The sequence below is a fragment of the Pseudomonas sp. PMCC200344 genome, from assembly GCF_030053095.1.
GTDB lineage: Bacteria > Pseudomonadota > Gammaproteobacteria > Pseudomonadales > Pseudomonadaceae > Aquipseudomonas > Aquipseudomonas svalbardensis.
Map to the genome: position 1 here is coordinate 3241535 of NZ_CP125618.1, position 16964 is coordinate 3258498.

20 protein-coding genes are annotated in these 16964 nt (G+C 61.5%); 11 read left to right on the forward strand and 9 right to left on the reverse strand.

Translation table 11 applies throughout. The features are described from left to right. Positions 1 to 2: 2 nt before the first annotated feature. The 4 genes from QFW87_RS14630 to QFW87_RS14645 all read right to left on the reverse strand — a co-directional run bounded on the left by QFW87_RS14630 (position 3) and on the right by QFW87_RS14645 (position 2349). The gene (locus QFW87_RS14630; RefSeq protein WP_008156283.1) at positions 3 to 443 is read right to left on the reverse strand and encodes a cytochrome c; all 441 of its coding nucleotides are present in this window, start codon (positions 441 to 443) and stop codon (positions 3 to 5) included. Positions 444 to 706: 263 nt separating this feature from the next. Next, positions 707 to 964: a cytochrome C oxidase subunit IV family protein gene (locus QFW87_RS14635; protein ID WP_283188076.1), complete on the reverse strand. Its 258-nt coding sequence runs from the start codon at positions 962 to 964 to the stop codon at positions 707 to 709. A gap of 10 nt (positions 965 to 974) precedes the next feature. After that, positions 975 to 1562, reverse strand: a complete 588-nt coding sequence (locus QFW87_RS14640) for a cytochrome c oxidase subunit 3 family protein (RefSeq protein WP_283188077.1) — start codon at positions 1560 to 1562, stop codon at positions 975 to 977. Beyond that, entirely contained in the window at positions 1546 to 2349 is an 804-nt protein-coding gene (locus QFW87_RS14645; protein ID WP_283188078.1) for a CbbQ/NirQ/NorQ/GpvN family protein, read from the reverse strand. Before QFW87_RS14645 ends, QFW87_RS14640 begins: the two co-directional genes overlap by 17 nt. 322 nt (positions 2350 to 2671) lie before the next feature. Here QFW87_RS14645 and nirS point away from each other — a divergent pair, with 322 nt between their 5' ends. From nirS to QFW87_RS14700, 11 genes are all read left to right on the forward strand, one after another. Continuing rightward, entirely contained in the window at positions 2672 to 4240 is a 1569-nt protein-coding gene (nirS, locus tag QFW87_RS14650) for a nitrite reductase (protein ID WP_283190919.1), read from the forward strand. Between the two features lie 24 nt (positions 4241 to 4264). Further along, positions 4265 to 4579: a c-type cytochrome gene (locus tag QFW87_RS14655; protein WP_283184259.1), complete on the forward strand. Its 315-nt coding sequence runs from the start codon at positions 4265 to 4267 to the stop codon at positions 4577 to 4579. Between the two features lie 16 nt (positions 4580 to 4595). Beyond that, positions 4596 to 4922 (forward strand): cytochrome c, encoded by a 327-nt coding sequence (locus tag QFW87_RS14660; RefSeq protein WP_283188079.1) that lies wholly within the window; start codon positions 4596 to 4598, stop codon positions 4920 to 4922. Then, positions 4919 to 6097 (forward strand): cytochrome D1 domain-containing protein, encoded by a 1179-nt coding sequence (locus QFW87_RS14665; protein WP_283188080.1) that lies wholly within the window; start codon positions 4919 to 4921, stop codon positions 6095 to 6097. Before QFW87_RS14660 ends, QFW87_RS14665 begins: the two co-directional genes overlap by 4 nt. Before the next feature lies 1 nt (position 6098). Next, complete coding sequence (locus QFW87_RS14670; RefSeq protein WP_283188081.1) at positions 6099 to 6557, forward strand: Lrp/AsnC family transcriptional regulator; 459 nt, start codon at positions 6099 to 6101, stop codon at positions 6555 to 6557. Beyond that, positions 6554 to 7069, forward strand: a complete 516-nt coding sequence (locus QFW87_RS14675) for an AsnC family protein (protein ID WP_283188082.1) — start codon at positions 6554 to 6556, stop codon at positions 7067 to 7069. The genes QFW87_RS14670 and QFW87_RS14675 overlap by 4 nt, the downstream gene beginning before the upstream one ends. Next, a complete protein-coding gene (locus QFW87_RS14680) occupies positions 7062 to 7505 on the forward strand; it encodes an Lrp/AsnC family transcriptional regulator (RefSeq protein ID WP_283188083.1) in 444 nt (147 codons plus the stop codon). Before QFW87_RS14675 ends, QFW87_RS14680 begins: the two co-directional genes overlap by 8 nt. After that, positions 7480 to 7992: a nitrite reductase gene (locus tag QFW87_RS14685; protein ID WP_283188084.1), complete on the forward strand. Its 513-nt coding sequence runs from the start codon at positions 7480 to 7482 to the stop codon at positions 7990 to 7992. Before QFW87_RS14680 ends, QFW87_RS14685 begins: the two co-directional genes overlap by 26 nt. Before the next feature lie 227 nt (positions 7993 to 8219). Next, positions 8220 to 9398, forward strand: coding sequence for a heme d1 biosynthesis radical SAM protein NirJ (nirJ, locus tag QFW87_RS14690; protein ID WP_283188085.1), 1179 nt, complete (start codon positions 8220 to 8222; stop codon positions 9396 to 9398). A 70-nt stretch (positions 9399 to 9468) separates the two neighbouring features. After that, the gene (gene cobA, locus QFW87_RS14695; RefSeq protein ID WP_283184251.1) at positions 9469 to 10308 is read left to right on the forward strand and encodes a uroporphyrinogen-III C-methyltransferase; all 840 of its coding nucleotides are present in this window, start codon (positions 9469 to 9471) and stop codon (positions 10306 to 10308) included. Continuing rightward, entirely contained in the window at positions 10305 to 11798 is a 1494-nt protein-coding gene (locus QFW87_RS14700; RefSeq protein WP_283188086.1) for a nitrite reductase, read from the forward strand. Before cobA ends, QFW87_RS14700 begins: the two co-directional genes overlap by 4 nt. 714 nt (positions 11799 to 12512) lie before the next feature. Here QFW87_RS14700 and QFW87_RS14705 read toward each other — a convergent pair. The 5 genes from QFW87_RS14705 to QFW87_RS14725 form a co-directional block, all read right to left on the reverse strand. Continuing rightward, positions 12513 to 13256, reverse strand: coding sequence for an SDR family oxidoreductase (locus tag QFW87_RS14705; protein WP_283184249.1), 744 nt, complete (start codon positions 13254 to 13256; stop codon positions 12513 to 12515). Positions 13257 to 13366: 110 nt separating this feature from the next. Then, a complete protein-coding gene (locus tag QFW87_RS14710; RefSeq protein ID WP_283184248.1) occupies positions 13367 to 13870 on the reverse strand; it encodes a nitrous oxide reductase accessory protein NosL in 504 nt (167 codons plus the stop codon). A gap of 33 nt (positions 13871 to 13903) precedes the next feature. Continuing rightward, positions 13904 to 14734, reverse strand: coding sequence for an ABC transporter permease subunit (locus tag QFW87_RS14715; RefSeq protein ID WP_283184247.1), 831 nt, complete (start codon positions 14732 to 14734; stop codon positions 13904 to 13906). Then, the gene (locus QFW87_RS14720; protein WP_283188087.1) at positions 14731 to 15654 is read right to left on the reverse strand and encodes an ABC transporter ATP-binding protein; all 924 of its coding nucleotides are present in this window, start codon (positions 15652 to 15654) and stop codon (positions 14731 to 14733) included. The genes QFW87_RS14715 and QFW87_RS14720 overlap by 4 nt, the downstream gene beginning before the upstream one ends. Then, a complete protein-coding gene (locus QFW87_RS14725; protein WP_283188088.1) occupies positions 15651 to 16940 on the reverse strand; it encodes a nitrous oxide reductase family maturation protein NosD in 1290 nt (429 codons plus the stop codon). Before QFW87_RS14725 ends, QFW87_RS14720 begins: the two co-directional genes overlap by 4 nt. Between the last annotated feature and the right edge of the window lie 24 nt (positions 16941 to 16964).

Sequence of the window (16964 nt, forward strand, 5' to 3'; positions counted from 1 at the left end):
GCTTAGCCCTCCTTGTTTGGCGGCCAGCCATTGGTGTTGATTTTCGAGCTCCATTTGAGGAACTCGGCGATGTCATCCACCTCCTGGTCACTCAACTTGAACTGCGGCATCGCGCGTCGGCCTGGTACGCCCAATGGCTGCATTTTCATCCAGGCATGCAGGAAGGGTTTGAAGCCCGCCTCCCCGCCGCGCCGCTGGAACACGTTGCCCAGCTCAGGCGCGAAGTAGGCGCCCTCACCCAACAACGTGTGGCAGCCGATGCAGTTGTTTTGCTCCCAGACCAACTTGCCCCGCTCCACTGATTCGGTTAACAGCGCTTCATTGCTGCGCTCTGGAAAGGTCTGTTCCGTGTGATAGGTCAAGGCCAGGAATATCAGGAAGAAGAAGATGCTTCCCCCAAAGTAAATATTCCTGGCCATGCCTTTGGTGAAGGTGTCTGACATGGTCGCTTCCTCTTTGCTAGGCCCGTCCATCATAGGAAGCGAAGGGTTGAAACCTGCTTGATGGCGATCAAGAAAGTCAGATGGTTTCGGTCGGGTATTACACGTGAGCCGAACTCGGTCCATGTAGCAGCTGGCGAAGCCTGCGTTCGGCTGCGAAGCAGTCGTGAAATCAGGCAATGCGGTCCGTCAGTTACACCGTGCATTCAGGGTTTGCGACTGCTGCGCAGCCGAACGCAGGCTTCGCCAGCTGCTACATGGATTGGTTAACGGAACAAAATCAGCGTCAGACCCACAATGGCGGCCAACACCAGCGCCCAGCTCAACATCAAGCGCCGCCACAGTCGTGGTGCGTGGCGCATCTCCATGAAGCCGTCGGTGATCAGCCACGCCTTGCCAACCGCCACCAGCAAAATGGCAATCGACAGCAACCACGTCGCACCGGCTTGGGCCAGCACCACGGTGCAGACGCTTAACGTGGCGAGCGCCGCCCAACAGACGAGCAAAACCCTGGAAACAGTCATGAGAACCTCGTCAACTCAGCACGTAGACCAGCGGAAAAAGCATGACCCAGATCAGATCGACCATGTGCCAATACAGCACGCCGGATTCAAACCCGCTGCGCGTGTTGGCGTCGTACAAGCCACGGCGACAGCGCTCGGCCAGCCATCCGAGAATGACCATGCCAAGTACTACGTGGAGAAAATGAAAACCGGTGAGAATCCAGTACAACGTGAAAAACGTGTTGTGCTCCATGCCCAGCCCCGAGGCCAGCAAGTGCCGGTATTCCGTGAGTTTCAGCACCACGTAGACACTGGCGGCGAGCAATGCCATCAGCAGGAAGACGGCGCCGTGACGGGATCGTGAGCGCCTGACGTGCTCCTGCGCCAGCGCGGCGAACAGCCCCGCGGTGAGCAGGCTCAGGGTCATCGCCAGCCCGGTGGAGGTGTTCAGCAATAGACGGCTTTCGCTGAACATCTGCGGTTTGAGCGCCTGGGTCACGGCGAACGTCAGGATCAGGATGGCAAACACCGATAGCTCGGCCAGAATGAAAAACCACATCGCCAGATCGCCCGGCAAGTGGCGTTGCGAAACGCCCGTTGACTCAGCCGAAGTGGACATCAACCACGTCCATCAGCGCGGCAACGGTCAGCGGATCATCGCTCAGCGGCTCGGCCAGGCAGGCCATGCACGCCTCACGCGGGCTCATGCCGGAGCGGATCATGCGCGCGGTAAAAATCAGCAGCCGCGTTGAGGCGACCTCTTCCAGATCATGTTGATCGAGCCGGCGCAGTGCCTGCCCCAGCCGCACCACTTGCGCCGCCAGCGCGTTGTCCACCTGAGCCTCGCGGGCAACGATGCGTTCCTCATCGACCACCGGCGGATAGCCGAAACGCATCGCCACGAAGCGTTGGCGGGTGCTGGGTTTCATGCCTTTGAGCAGATTCTGGTAGCCGGGGTTGTAAGACACCACGAGCATGAAGGACGGCGGCGCCTTCAGCACTTCGCCGGTGCGTTCCAGGAACAACTCCCGACGATCATCGGCCAGCGGATGCAGTACGACCACTGTGTCCTGACGTGCCTCGACCACTTCGTCGAGGTAACAGATGCCGCCTTCGCGCACCGCGCGGGTCAGCGGTCCGTCCTGCCACCAGGTGCCCTGGGCACCGATCAGATGGCGACCGATCAGGTCGGCCGCGCTCAAATCATCGTGGCAAGCCACGGTGTACAGCGGCAGTTTCAGTCGATGGGCCATGTGCTGGACAAAACGGGTTTTGCCGCACCCCGTCGGGCCTTTGATCAGCACCGGCATGCCGTGTCGCCAGGCTTGCTCGAACAGCGCCTCCTCATTATTGAGCGGTTGGTAGAAGGGTTCGACCTTGTGTTCGCAAGACTGGATACGGTCCATGGGCTGCCTGTTCCAAACGCGGATTCAAGCAACACGCTACGGGCCCCTGCGACAACCTGGCAAGTGACATGACCGGCAAACTTGATCGTCGTCAAGCGAGCATTGGCCTGCTCGGGCATAGCCTTGCACGGCACTAAGAACCTGCGTTCTGCGCTGCCGTTTCAGCACATCGCAAAGGTCTTGCCTGAGGAGAAATGGAATGCTGATCAGCAATAGAAAAACGTTTGCTCTGACCCTTACCACGCTGTGTTCGGCACTGGCCCTGGCGGTGAGTCATGCCGCCAGCGCCGAGGAGCCCGCCGCTGCTGCGGCCACCCCGCCCATGGTCAAAACCGCTGGTGCTCCCGACATGAGCCAGGCCGAGTTCGACACATCAAAGGAAATCTACTTCCAGCGCTGCGCAGGCTGCCACGGTGTGCTGCGCAAAGGGGCGACGGGCAAACCACTGACGCCGGACATCACCCAGTCTCGCGGGCAACCATTCCTGGAGGCCTTGATTACCTATGGCTCGCCGGCGGGCATGCCGAACTGGGGGACGTCCAATGCGCTGACCAAGGATCAGATCACGGTCATGGCCAAGTTCATTCAGCACACGCCGCCGACGCCGCCGGAATGGGGCATGGCCGAGACGCTGAAAACCTGGAAAGTGTTGGTCAAACCCGAGGACCGTCCGAAGAAGCAGCTGAGCAAACTCAACTTGCCGAACCTGTTTTCGGTGACATTGCGCGATGACGGCAAGATTGCCCTGATCGACGGTGACAGCAAGAAGATCGTCAAACTCATCGAGACCGGTTATGCCGTGCACATCTCACGGATCTCTGCCTCAGGTCGCTACCTGCTGGTGATTGGTCGAGACGCGCGGATCGACATGATCGACCTGTGGCCGGTCGAGCCGACCAAGGTCGCCGAAGTCAAAGTGGGCATCGAGGCACGCTCGGTCGAGACCTCCAAGTTCAAGGGCTACGAAGACAAATACACCATCGCCGGTTCTTATTGGCCGCCGCAATTCACCATCATGGATGGCGAAACCCTGGAGCCGAAACAGATCGTTTCGACCCGCGGCATGACCGTCGACAAACAGGAATATCACCCGGAACCCCGGGTCGCGGCGATCATCGCCTCCCACGAATGGCCGGAGTTCATCGTCAACGTCAAGGAAACCGGCAAGGTCATGCTGGTCAATTACCAGGACATCAAAAACCTCACCGTCACCTACATCGACGCCGCGCCCTTCCTGCATGACGGCGGTTGGGACAGCACGCACCGCTACTTCATGACCGCCGCCAACAACTCCAACAAGGTCGCCGTGATCGACTCCAAAGAGCGCAAGTTGACCGCACTGGTGGACGTCGGCAAAACCCCTCACCCGGGTCGCGGTGCCAACTTCAACCACCCGACTTACGGGCCGGTTTGGGCCACCAGCCACCTGGGTGATGACGGCATCTCGTTGATCGGCACCGACCCGACCAAACACCCGCAATACGCCTGGAAGCAGGTCGCCTCACTCAAGGGCCAGGGCGGCGGATCACTGTTTATCAAAACCCATCCCAACTCTCGCCACCTGTACGTCGACACCACCCTCAACCCTGACACCAAGCTGAGTCAGTCGGTGGCGGTGTTCAACCTCGACAAGCTCGACGCCGGCTACACCGTGCTGCCCATCGCTGAATACGCCGGCATCAAGCAAGGCGCCATGCGTGTCGTGCAACCGGAATACAACAAGGCCGGTGATGAAGTCTGGTTCTCCGTGTGGAGCGGCCAGGCAGACGAGTCGGCGCTGGTGGTGATCGACGACAAAACACTGAAGCTCAAGTCAGTCATCAAGGACAAACGACTGATCACACCCACCGGGAAGTTCAACGTCTACAACACCCAACACGACATCTATTGAGCTCCATCAATGCAAGGAACCACCATGAAAAATACTCTGTTTTCACTGTTCGCCCTGACCGCTGCGCTGAGCGTGCAGCCGGCCATGGCCGAGGACGGGCTGGAGCTGTTCAAGAGCAAACCCTGCGCAGCCTGTCATTCCATCGACACCAAGATTGTCGGCCCGGCGCTCAAGGATGTAGCGGCCAAGAACGCTGGCGTACCCGGGGCCGTGGACACCCTGGCCGGTCGCATCAAGAACGGCACACAAGGCAATTGGGGCCCGATGCCAATGCCGGCCAACCCGGTAACGGATGAAGAAGCAAAAATTCTCGCGACCTGGGTACTGACACTCAAATAACTGCCTGGAGGGCGTCATGATGATTTATCGACACGCTGTGATTCTGGCGGCCCTCCTCCTCATTTGCGCAACTGCGGTTGCGGCGCCGGACGCCAAGCGTCAGGCACAACTCGAACACCTGCTGACCCAGGACTGCGGCGCCTGCCATGGGCTGCACCTGACTGGTGGGCTGGGTCCCGAACTGACGCGCGCAGCGCTGGCCGGTAAGTCCAGGGACAGCCTGATTGCCACCGTCACCCAAGGTCGGCCCGGCACCGCCATGCCCGGTTGGGCTCCGTTGCTCAGCCCCGGCGACATTCGTTGGCTGGTCGATCTTCTTCTCCAGGGATATCCCGCACCATGATCCGTTCCATCCTGCTGTCAGCGGCGACCGGGCTGTTGTTGTCCGCTTGCGTTCAGCCACCGTTGCGTGGCACCGGCGATCTGGGCGTGGTGGTGGAGCGCGCCACCGGTAGCGTACAAATCATCGAAAGCGACACCCACACCGCGCTGGCCCGACTCGAAGGTTTCGGCGACCTGTCCCATGCGTCTGTGGTGTTCTCACGCGACCAGCGCTACGCCTATGTGTTCGGGCGCGACGGCGGGTTGAGCAAAATCGATTTGCTGACCCGGCGTATCGACCATCGTGTGATCCAGGGCGGGAACAGCATTGGCGGCGCTATCAGTCAGGATGGCAAGTTGATCGCGGTGTCCAACTACGTGCCCGGCGGGGTCAAGGTCTTCGATGCCGCAACCCTGCAACTGGTGGCCGATATTCCGGCCACGCCCTTGGCCGATGGCAGCAAGCGCTCCCGGGTGGTCGGCCTGGTCGACGCACCGGGGCAACGTTTTGTCTTCAGCCTGTTCGATACCGGGGAGATCTGGACCGCCGATTTCAGTCAGGGCAGCACACCACAGATCAGTCGTTTCCCCGACGTCGGCCAGCAACCCTACGACGCCCTGATCACCCCTGATGGACGCTACTACATGGCCGGCCTGTTCGGTGAAGACGGCATGGCCCAACTCGACCTCTGGCATCCAGAACGCGGCGTGCAGCGGGTACTCGGCGATTACGGACGAGGCCAGGCGAAACTCCCCGTCTACAAGATGCCGCACCTGGAAGGCTGGGCCGTCGCCGATCACCAGGCCTTTGTGCCCGCCGTTGGCCGTCATCAAGTGTTGGTGATGGATTCACGCACCTGGCAGCAGACCGCTGTGATTCCGGTCGCCGGTCAGCCGGTGTTCGTCACGTCGCGCCCGGACGGTCGACAGCTATGGGTCAATTTCGCCTACCCGGACAATGATCGGGTTCAGGTCATCGACACCGAAACCCATGCAGTGGTCGCGGATCTGAAGCCGGGGCCGGCGGTGCTGCACATGGAGTTCACCGCGCGCGGTGACCAACTGTGGCTGTCGTTACGCGACGGTGATCAGGTTCAGGTCTGGGATCCGTACAGTCTGAAGCTGCTGAGCACCCTGCCGGCCTCCGCGCCGAGCGGGATCTTCTTCAGCAGCCGCGCGCAGAAAATGGGGTATTGAAATGAACCTTGAGCTGCTCAGTCGCCAACTCATCAACCGCTTCCAGCACGGTATGCCGCTGTGCCCGGCACCGTATAAGGAGATGGCGCGGATTCTCGGTTGCCGCGAATCGCAAGTGATGGCCTGCCTGGAAGAAATGGATCAGGCCGGCACCCTCTCACGCATCGGCCCGGTGTTCGAACACAGCCGCGCCGGGGCCAGCACCCTCGCCGCCCTCGCCGTACCCGCCGAACGCCTGCAACAGGTTGCCGATCGCGTCAGTCAGTACCCCGAGGTCAATCACAACTACGCACGGGAGCATTTCTACAACCTGTGGTTTGTGCTGACCGGCCCTGATCGCCAACACATCGACCGTGTGCTCAAAGAGCTTGAAGACGACACCGGCCTCATGCCGCTGGACCTGCCGATGTTGACCGCCTACCGCATCGACCTGGGCTTTGCCCTGGGAGAACACTCATGACACCTGGATTGAGCCCCAAACAAGCGCTGTCGCTGCGCCGGCACCTCGAAGGTGGGTTGCCGCTGGTATCGCGCCCGTATCAGGCCCTTGCCGAACGGATTAAGACTGACGAAGCCCAGGTGCTCGAGCAAATGCGTCAGTGGAGCGAGCAAGGGCTGTTTCGCCGCGTTGGCCTGGTGCTGCACCATCGCGCGCTGGGCTTTACCGCCAACGCCATGCTCGTGCTGGATATTCCTGATGCGCTGATCGACGAAGTTGGCCAGCGCCTGGGGCGAGCGCCCGGCATTAACCTTTGCTATCAACGGCCCCGGCGTTTGCCACAGTGGCGGTACAACCTGTTCTGCATGGTCCACGGCCGTCAACGTGACCAGGTGGAGGCGCAGATCCAGGCGTTGCTGGAAGACCATCTGCTGAGCGACCTGCCCCATCAACTGCTGTTCAGCACCCAGGTCTTCAAGCAGTGCGGCGGACGCTTTGCGCCCTCGCGAACCGGCGCACCCACCCATGGATGACCTCGACCGCCGACTGATCAACCGATTGCAGTTGGGCTTGCCGCTGGTGCGCCACCCCTGGCAGGCATTGGCTGTCGAACTGCAGAGCAGCAGCACTGAACTGCTCGACCGACTGCATGCCCTGCTCGATGACGGCGTGCTCACACGCTTCGGCCCGATGTTTGACATCGAACGGCTGGGCGGCGCCTTCACCCTCGCCGCACTGGCGGTGCCGGAAGAACGTTTCGACGACGTCGCCGAGCAACTGCATGGCATGCCGGAAGTGGCGCACAACTACCGACGCGAACACGCCTGGAACATGTGGTTCGTGCTCGGCTGCGCGACCGAACACGCCATCACCGAGACGCTGCAGCGCATCGAAACCCTGACCGGCCTGCCGCTGCTCAACCTGCCCAAAGAGGAGACCTACCATGTCGGTCTGTATTTCCCGGTCTGAAGACACCCTCGCCCAGCGGCTGATCGCGTTGACTCAGGCCGGTCTGCCGTTGCTGGACGACCCGTGGGCCTGGCTCGCCGAACAGCTGGAACTGAGCATCGAATCCACCCTGGATCTGCTCAAGCGATTGCAGGCCGAGGGCGCGATTCGGCGTATCGCCGCCGTACCCAACCACTACCGATTGGGCTATCGCCACAACGGCATGACGGTCTGGGATGTGCGCGACACCGACATGCCGCGCCTCGGTGCGCTGATCGGCGCGCAACCCTTCGTCAGCCACTGCTATCGTCGTCCGCGCCGAACCGACTGGCGTTACAACCTGTTCGCCATGGTTCATGGCCGCAGCAGCGATGAAATCAACAGCTACCGCGAGCATCTGCGCTACTTGCTGGGCGACGCCTGTGCCGCCGACGAGATGCTGGTGAGCAGCCGCATCCTGAAAAAAACCGGCTTGCGCTTAATGCCGGTCAGTTCAACCCATACATAGCAGCTGGCGAAGCCTGCGTTCGGTTCGGGCCGCGTTCGGACGCAGCAGTCGTGAAATCAGGCAGTGCGGTATGTCAGACACACCACGCACACAGGTTTTACGACTGCTGCGTCCGATCGCGGCCCGAGCCGAACGCAGCCTCGCAAGCTCGACAGCTGCTACGGGCATTAGGCTTGCGTTTGCCTATTGCTTCGCGCTGAACACGTTTCCGACTCAAGGAGAGTTGCATGTTGAGGATCAGCCAATACCTGCGCGCGCTGGACGGCCAGGCACCTGCGCCCAGAACCAGTCCACCGGGCAGCAACCGCCCGCCGGTGGTGATCTGGAACCTGCTCAGGCGCTGCAACCTGACCTGCAAACATTGCTACGCCACCTCGGCCGACAGTGTCTTTCGCGACGAACTGGATACGGCCGCCGCGCTGACTGTGATTGACGATCTGCATGATGCCGGCGTCAAGGTGTTGATTCTTTCCGGTGGCGAACCGTTGTTGCGCGAGGATCTGTTTGTGCTCAGTGCCTACGCCCGGACCAAGGGTTTCTTTGTGGCCTTGTCCACCAACGGCACGCTGATCGATGAGCAGAACATCACGCAGATTAGCGCGGCGAACTTCGACTACGTCGGGATCAGCATCGATGGCCTGGAAGCCACCCATGACGCCTTCCGCCAACTCAAGGGCAGCTTCGCCCGTTCCATGCAGGCAATCCGGCTCTGTCGCGAACAGGGCATTCGCGTTGGCCTGCGTACCACCCTGACCCAGGAGAACCACCCTCAGCTGCCCCAACTGCTGGCGCTGATGCGCGAGTACGACGTGCAAAAGTTTTACCTGTCGCACCTCAACTACAGCGGCCGCGGTAAACGCAGTCGCAAACTCGATGCGCACCAGCAGATGAGCCGCGAGGCCATGACGCTGATCTTCGAGCGCGCCTGGGAAGACATCCAACAGGGCCGCGACAGCGATTTTGTCAGCGGCAACAACGATGCCGACGCCATCCTCCTGCTGCAATGGGCAGCCGTGCGTCTTCCCGAGCATTACCCACGATTGGAAAAAATGCTCCGCGCCTGGGGCGGCAACGCGTCGGGCAGCGGCATTGCCAACATCGACAACACCGGCGAAGTGCACCCGGACACCTACTGGTGGCAGCACTCGGTGGGTAATGTCCACCGCACGCCGTTCCGCACGTTGTGGCTGGATCAGCCGGATGCCCTGCTGTTGCGCCTGCGTGAGCATCCCCGCGCCGTCGGCGGTCGTTGCGCAGAATGCCGCTGGTTGCCCATCTGCAACGGCAACACCCGCACACGCGCCTGGGCCGAGGGTGATTTGTGGGGCCAGGACCCCGGCTGCCACCTCAGCGATGACGAAATCGGTGTGCCGCCATTACCCACCATCCCTTGCATCACCCACTGAATAGCCCGTCCGGCCAACCACCTGACAAAGGCTGGGGCCGGTCAACCTGATGAAGCACCAAGGACGTCCCATGCCTCCATCGATTGCTATACCGGCCACACTTGAGTCCCCGTTCCGGCCGGGCGAAGTTGCCCTGGTCGGCGCCGGCCCCGGCGATCCACGCCTGCTGACCCTGCGCGCCTGGAGCCTGTTGATGCAGGCCGACGCCGTGGTCTATGACCGGCTAATCAGCCCCGAGCTGCTGACATTGATCCCACTGACCTGCGCCCGGCATTACGTCGGCAAGGCCAGTGGCTGCCACAGCCTGCCGCAGGAGCAGATCAACGAACTGCTCGCCGACCTTGCCGATCAAGGGCAGCGCGTGGTCCGGCTCAAGGGCGGCGACCCGTTCATTTTTGGTCGCGGTGCCGAAGAGCTGGAGTACCTGCTGCAACGCGGCATCGACTGCCAAGTGGTGCCGGGCATTACCGCCGCTTCCGGCTGCAGCGCTTATGCGGGCATACCGTTGACCCACCGCGACCTGGTCAATTCCTGCCGGTTCATCACCGGTCATTTGCAACGCGATGGCGAGTTGTCGCTGCCCTGGAGCAGCCTTGCCGACAGTAGCCAGACCTTGGTGTTTTACATGGGCTTGTCGAACCTGGGGATCATCGCTCAGCGTTTGATCGAAGCCGGGCTGTCGGCCGATACACCCGCGGCGCTGATCAGCAACGGCACGCGTCCCGACCAGCACGTCGCCCGTGGCAAATTGCACCAATTGCCGACCCTGGCGCTGGATTGTCCACCGGGCATACCGACACTGACGGTGATCGGCACCGTGGTCGATTTGTTTGGTGCAGAACAGCTGGAGTACCCGGCGCGGCTTTACCCGGCTCAAGCGCTGCAACGCCACGCCAAGGTGGCGATATGAGGCGCATGCTCCTTGCGCACATGTTATGGGTCAGCGCGGCCCAGGCCGGCGCAGCGGTTCCTGCACTTGAACACGCCGCGGAAAACTATCAGCAGCATTGCCAGCGCTGTCACGGCATTAACCGTCTCGGCGCTGCGGGGCCGGCGTTGTTGCCGGAGAGTCTCAGCCGGATCAAACCTGATGAAATCCGCAGCGTGATCCAGAACGGTCGCCCCGCGAGCCAAATGGCCGGGTATGCCACTGTGTTCAGCCCCGCGCAGATCGACGCGCTGGTGGACTACCTTCAGCAACCGCCCGCCACCCCGCCCACCTGGAGCAATGACGACATTCTCGGCAGTCACTCGATGCTCGCGGACCTCAGCAAGCTGCCCACCACGCCCCAGCACGGCGCCGACCCGCTGAACCTGTTCGTGGTGGTGGAAGCCGGCGACCATCACATCGACATCCTCGACGGTGACCGCTTTGAGGTGCTGGCGCGGTTTGCTTCGCACTTTGCCGTGCATGGCGGGCCGAAGTTCTCACCCGACGGGCGCTTCGTCTACTTCGCCTCCCGTGACGGCTGGATCAGCCTGTATGACTTGCACAACCTGAAACTGATCGCCGAGGTTCGCGCCGGCCTCAATACCCGCAACCTGGCGGTGAGCAAGGATGGACGCTGGGTGCTGGTGGGCAACTATTTGCCCGGCAACCTGGTGGTGCTCGATGCTCGCGATCTGTCGCTGGTCAAAACCATTCCCACGATCGGTCAGGACGGCACCGCGTCACGGGTCAGCGCGGTGTACTCCGCCCCGCCGCGGGACAGTTTCATCGTGGCGCTCAAGGACGTGAAGGAAGTCTGGGAACTGTCCTGGGCTGGCACTCCGAATTTCGAACCACGGCGGATCCCTGCCGGGGATGTTCTCGACGATTTCTCTTTTTCACCGGACTACAAACAGCTGCTGGCCACGTCGCGCAAGGCCCAGGGCGGTCAAGTGATCGACCTCGACAGCGGCAAGGTAGTCACCGACATACCGCTGCCGGGCATGCCGCATTTGGGGTCGGGGACCTACTGGAAACGCAACGGCGAGTGGGTGTTCGCCACGCCGAATATCAGCAAGGGGCTGATCTCGGTCATCGACTTCAAGACCTGGAAACTGATCAAGGAAATCCCGACCCTGGGGCCCGGGTTTTTCATGCGCAGTCACGTCAATTCGCGGTATGCCTGGACCGACGTGTTCTTCGGGCCCGACAACGATGCGATCCACCTGATCGACAAACAGACCCTGGAAATCGCCCACACCTTGCGCCCGATGCCCGGTAAAACTGCCGCTCATGTTGAGTTCACCCGTGACGGCCGTTACCTGCTGCTGAGCATCTGGGCCACCGACGGTGCGCTGATTGTTTACGACAGCAGCACCCTGAAGGAGATCAAACGCATTCCGATGAACAAGCCTTCGGGCAAGTACAACGTGGGGAACAAGATTGAGTTTGCCGAGGGGACTTCGCACTAGGCCTTGGGTGTATATCCGTTTCTTCGGTAACGGCGGCTTAGGGTTCCGCCCTGACGGCGGGTCACTTGGAAAATCCCCAAGTAACCAAGGGCTTTTGCCCCTTTCGTTCGGTGGCTCGCCCAGGCTCGCCATGCCCTCGCTCCGGTCCTGCTCCGTGGGCCTCTCGAGGGGGCGTGTACCGCAAAAGCAAAAGCGAGGCGGCCTACCGGCCGACCTGTCTCTTCAAAGCGTACGCATTTCCCCTGTGGGAGCGAGCCTGCTCGCGATGAGGCCCTGTCAGTCGACATCAATGTTGAATGTAAGTCCGCCTTCGCGAGCAGGCTCGCTCCCACAGTTGGATTTTTGGCGGGCATGACATAGGTGTCCACCGCCGATGACCTTGGCAGACATCAGGTCGGCTATCAGGCCGCCTCGCTTTGGCTTTTGATCTTGATCTTGATCTGCCCCGTCGGAAGGCCGAGCGCAGGTTCTGCGCAGTGGGCACCGCGGCAAGGATGCCGCGGTAGCCGCCCCCGGCCATGGATGGCCGATGGCGGCGGACCCACGGAGCAGGACCGGAGCGAGGGTATGCCGAGCCTAGGCGAGGCACCGTACGTCAGGGGCAAGAGCGTTTGGTTACTTGACGCTTCTCCAAGTGACCCGCCGTCAGGGCGGAACCCTAAGCCGCCGTTACCGCAACAACGGATATGTACTCCGAGCGTAAATATTTACCCTTCAGCCCAAGGTGTAACCGTTATCGACCTTCCAGTCCTGACCGTAAACACCCCGAGCCCCCTGCGACAGCTGAAAGACAATCACATTAGCCACCGATGCCGCATCTAGAAAATGACCCGGTAACAGACGTTTGCCAAGCGTGTCGGCAACATCGCCAAGCTCCCCATCGCTCAACCCCAAGTGATCCCACATCGAGGTAGCCGTCGGTCCCGGCGAGACCAGATTAATGCGCACATCAAAACTCGCAAACTCCACCGCCAGCGTCCGCGCCTGAGCCGCCAGCGCAGCCTTGCTGGCAATGCAGGCGGCCAGCCCGGGGAAGCTCGAACCGGTCAGGAAGCTCCCGACAAACACCACCGACGCCGGGTTCGCCAACTCACCCCGCAACGCCGCCAGCGTATTCAACGCCCCGGCACCGTTGACCGCCCACTGACGCTGGAAGGCCTGCATATCCAGACTGTCAGCCATTTCAGCGATCCCCGCGTTGGGCACCAGATAGTCCACGGGGCCAATCGCCGCCGCGCGCTCGGCCAGTTCGCGCAGGTCTTGCAGATTCGTGACGTCCCCGGCAAACCACTGCAACCGCTCGCCGTAGATCTGCTGCAAGGCCGGCAGTTCACCCAGGGTCCGTGACATCGCCAGCACCTTGACGCCGCGCGGTAACAGCGCGGCGCACAGTGCCAGGCCAATCCCGGAGCTGGCACCCGTGACCACCGCCAAACGGTCCTGAAACTCGGTTTTCATCATTTACTCCTGGGCATCACGGATGCCAGCACTGGGGGACATAGCCAGCCCCTATCTTTGAGCAGGTGAAGAAATACCGACTTGACGGCGATCAGATTTTCTCGACGACGCTAGTGTTGCTGCAGCAGCGCCGGAGTGATCTCGCTGAACCGCAGCAAGCGACCGCCCTGTTCAGCGGCAAGCTTTTCAGCGGCCTCGCGGCTGGAGAAGGACGCCAGCACCACGCCCATGGCGCCTTTGAGTTGGGTGCCGAACACGTAGAACGCATCTCTGGCATCGATCAGGTGGGCATCATCCGGCGCGTTCCATGGGCTGCGCCCCATGTCGTGGACATACAGTTTTGCATCGCCATGATGATTTTCCGGCTGCAACCACCAACCAATCATTTCCGCCGTGGAGCAGAACTTCTTGACCCCGGCCCGCTCGACCACTTCGCCCTTGGGCCCGGGGAATCCGTTGATGATCATCCCGCAGACATGGCATTCATCACTGGGATGAAAGGCAGTGGCCGCGTTGCTGTAAGTGGCTTGCGCCGGATTGTCACAGGCCGTCAGCAACAGGCACATCATCAGGCCCGCCACTACGCGCATCGTCGTCAGATAAAACGTACTCATCGTCAACTCCTCCAAAACTATCAAAGTGGAAACTCATGTCGCCCGGCGACGAAACAACAGCCAGGCCGAGCCCAATGGCACCGCCACCCACAGCGACAGGCACAGCCAGAGCATCAAGCCGGGCATCGGCAAATCGCTGCCCAGCGTCAGCACACCCGCGGTACTGGTGCCGGGTTCAAAACCGGAGAGGTTGATCAGGCGATAGATGTCAGCGGGGTTGAGCAGCAGCAACCAGGGCAGCACTTTCGGGTTGAACTGCCCTTCGCTGAGCACCAACAGCGCCAGCAGTGCCAGGTCGAACACCAGCACGAAGAAGAACCAGACACCCAACGCCAGCCCGGCCGCCGTGGACTTCTCGGCCGACACACTGCTCAGCACATAGGCCAGCCCCAGAAAACCCCAGCCCAGCAATGTCGACGACGCCATGAACCGGCCAAAAGCCCAGAGCAGCAGGCTCAGTTCGACATCGTCCACCAGCACGGCGATGGCCAGCATGGCGCAGCCGAAACCGATCAGTGTCGCCAGCGCCAGGATCAACCCGTGGCCGACAAACTTGCCCAGCAGAATCTGCCCGCGACCCAAGGGGTACGTCAGCAACAGCAGCAACGTGCCGCTTTCGTCTTCGCCGACGATGGCGTCATAGGCCAACAGCAACGCAATCAACGGCATCAAAAACGTCGCCAGACTGGCGAGGCTGGCGATGGTGGCCGGGACCGACGTGAAGCCCAATTGCCCGGAGGCCGCGGCGCCCAGCCAGGCGATGCCGATGGCCAGCACCGCGAACAACACACTGATCGCCAACAACCAGCGATTGCGCAAACCGTCGCTGAATTCCTTGCGGGCCATGTTCCAGACAGCGTTCATACGGCCTCCCCGATCGGCGCCGTACCGGCCCGGCTCATGTAGTAGCGGTAAATATCTTCCAGAGACGGCTGATGGATTTCCACGTCGGCCGGCTCGTCTTCATTGAGCAGTTGGCGCAACAGCCCGAGCTTGCTGCCATTGAGCGCGGCCACTTCAAGCCCTTCGACGCCCCAGCGTTCGGTGACGTGTCCGGCGTTGTTCCAGCGTTGCTGCAAGGGCCCGGCGTGCTTGAGGCCGTTGGCGCGAATCAGCGTCGGCAACCCGGCTTCCTCGCGCAAACTGTGGAGACTGCCGAGGGCCAGCAGGCGACCCTGGGTCAGAATCGCTGCGCGGTTGATGTGCGCCTCGACGCCCGGCAAGACGTGGGAGCAGAGAATGATGCTGGTGCCCTGGCTGCGCAGGCGATCGAGCAACCGATAAAGATCCTGGGTCGCGATGGGATCGAGGCCGACGGTCGGCTCGTCGAGCAGCAACAAACGTGGCTCGCCGAGCAGCGCTTGCGCCAGCCCCAGCCGTTGACGCATGCCTTTGGAGTAAGTCTTGACCCGCCGATGCGCCGCGCCCGCCAGGCCGACTTCCTCCAGCAGCACGTCGACCTGAGCGAACGCAGCACCTTTGAGTCGCGCGAAATGACGCAAGGTCTCAAGACCGCTCAGCTGCGGGTAAAACGTCACGTTTTCCGGCAGATAACCGAGCAGGCGCCGCACGTGGGGATCGCTGGGTAAACGGCCGAACACCCTGACCTGCCCTTCGCTGGGCTGGAGCAGGCCAAGCACCAGTTTCATGCTGGTGGTCTTGCCCGCGCCGTTGTGCCCGAACAACCCCAGCACTTCACCTTCCGCCAGGCTGAGGTTGAGCTGATGCAACACGGTGGCGTGCCCATAGCGCTGGCTGACGCCTTCAATGTCGATGACGTTCATGAGGTGGGCTCCTGGGTCAGGGTTTGAGTGGATGACTTCATCAGCGGATGACTGTCGAGCACCCCCGGCGATTTCATCACCGGAAAGGCCCGTTGCACCCAGCGCAGCAATTCGATGCCGGGGCTGTTCATCAACAGCCGCACCTGCGGGTACAGCCACAGCAGACGGTCGACGTTGTCATTGGGTTCGTAAGCGATATCACCGAGGCCATCGTTGTTGCGGTCCCAGCCCAGGTAATCGCTCCAGTAATTGCCCCGGCCATCCGCCGACCATTCCTGCAAGCGGGTGGCGACGTACTTGACCTGCCGCTGGTTGCCGACAAACGCGTTGTCGGCGATGCGGTTGTCCTCCGAGCCGGCGGTGAGGTGGATGCCCACGGCGCTGTGCTCGAAGTGGTTGTGTTCGATGCTGTTGAACAGCGAGTTGTAGATGAACAACGCCTTGCCCTCGGCACCGCTGATCATGCTGTCGCCGGTCGAGCCGTCGCGCACATCAGTGACGAAGTTGTCACGCAAGGTTGAATAGGTGATGTAGTTCATCAGGATCCCGTAGTTCTGATCCTGTTCGGAGCGATTGCCGATCACCGTGAGCTTGCGGCTTTGCATCAGGGCGTAGCCGGTGCGGGTGCGGCGGGTGGTGTTGCCGATCAGCTGGTTATCGTTGGCGAACATGTAATGCACGCCGTAGCGTAGGTCTTCCAGGGTATTGCCTTGCAGCAGGTTGCCGTTGGAGGTGTCGATGTAGATGCCATCGCGGGTGTCTCGCACCTGGTTGCCAATGACCTTGGCACCATGCACGGCATACAGATGAATGCCGTTGCCGCGATCTTGCGAGCGCATCGCCGGATCACCCTGAATGAGGTTGTCGATCAGGCGCACATCCTGAGTGCCATCGACCCAGATACCGAACCCCTGGCCTTGCAGGCGATTGCCTTTGATCACCGCGCCATGGGCTTTGGGCTGGATAAACACCGCTGCATTCATGGCCGTGAGGTCGTGCCCCCAGTCCAGAAAGGTGCAGCCCTCGATGCCGACATCCGGCGCACTGATGATCAAGCCGTTGCCCTGCCCCTCGCCCTGAAATACCGCGCCCGGCTCGCAGACAATTTGCATCGGTTGATCGACGCTGAACGAGCCACGGTATTCCCCCGCCGGCAGGTGCCAGCGTTGATCGGCGTCCACCGTCAACGGCAACGTGGTGATGGGTTGCACCGCCAGCGCGCTGCCAGGCATCAGCAGGAGCGCAAGCGCAATGACCTTCACCGGGTTTCCCTTGCTATCAGTCATTGCTTGGCTCCTGTCGATGGGCAA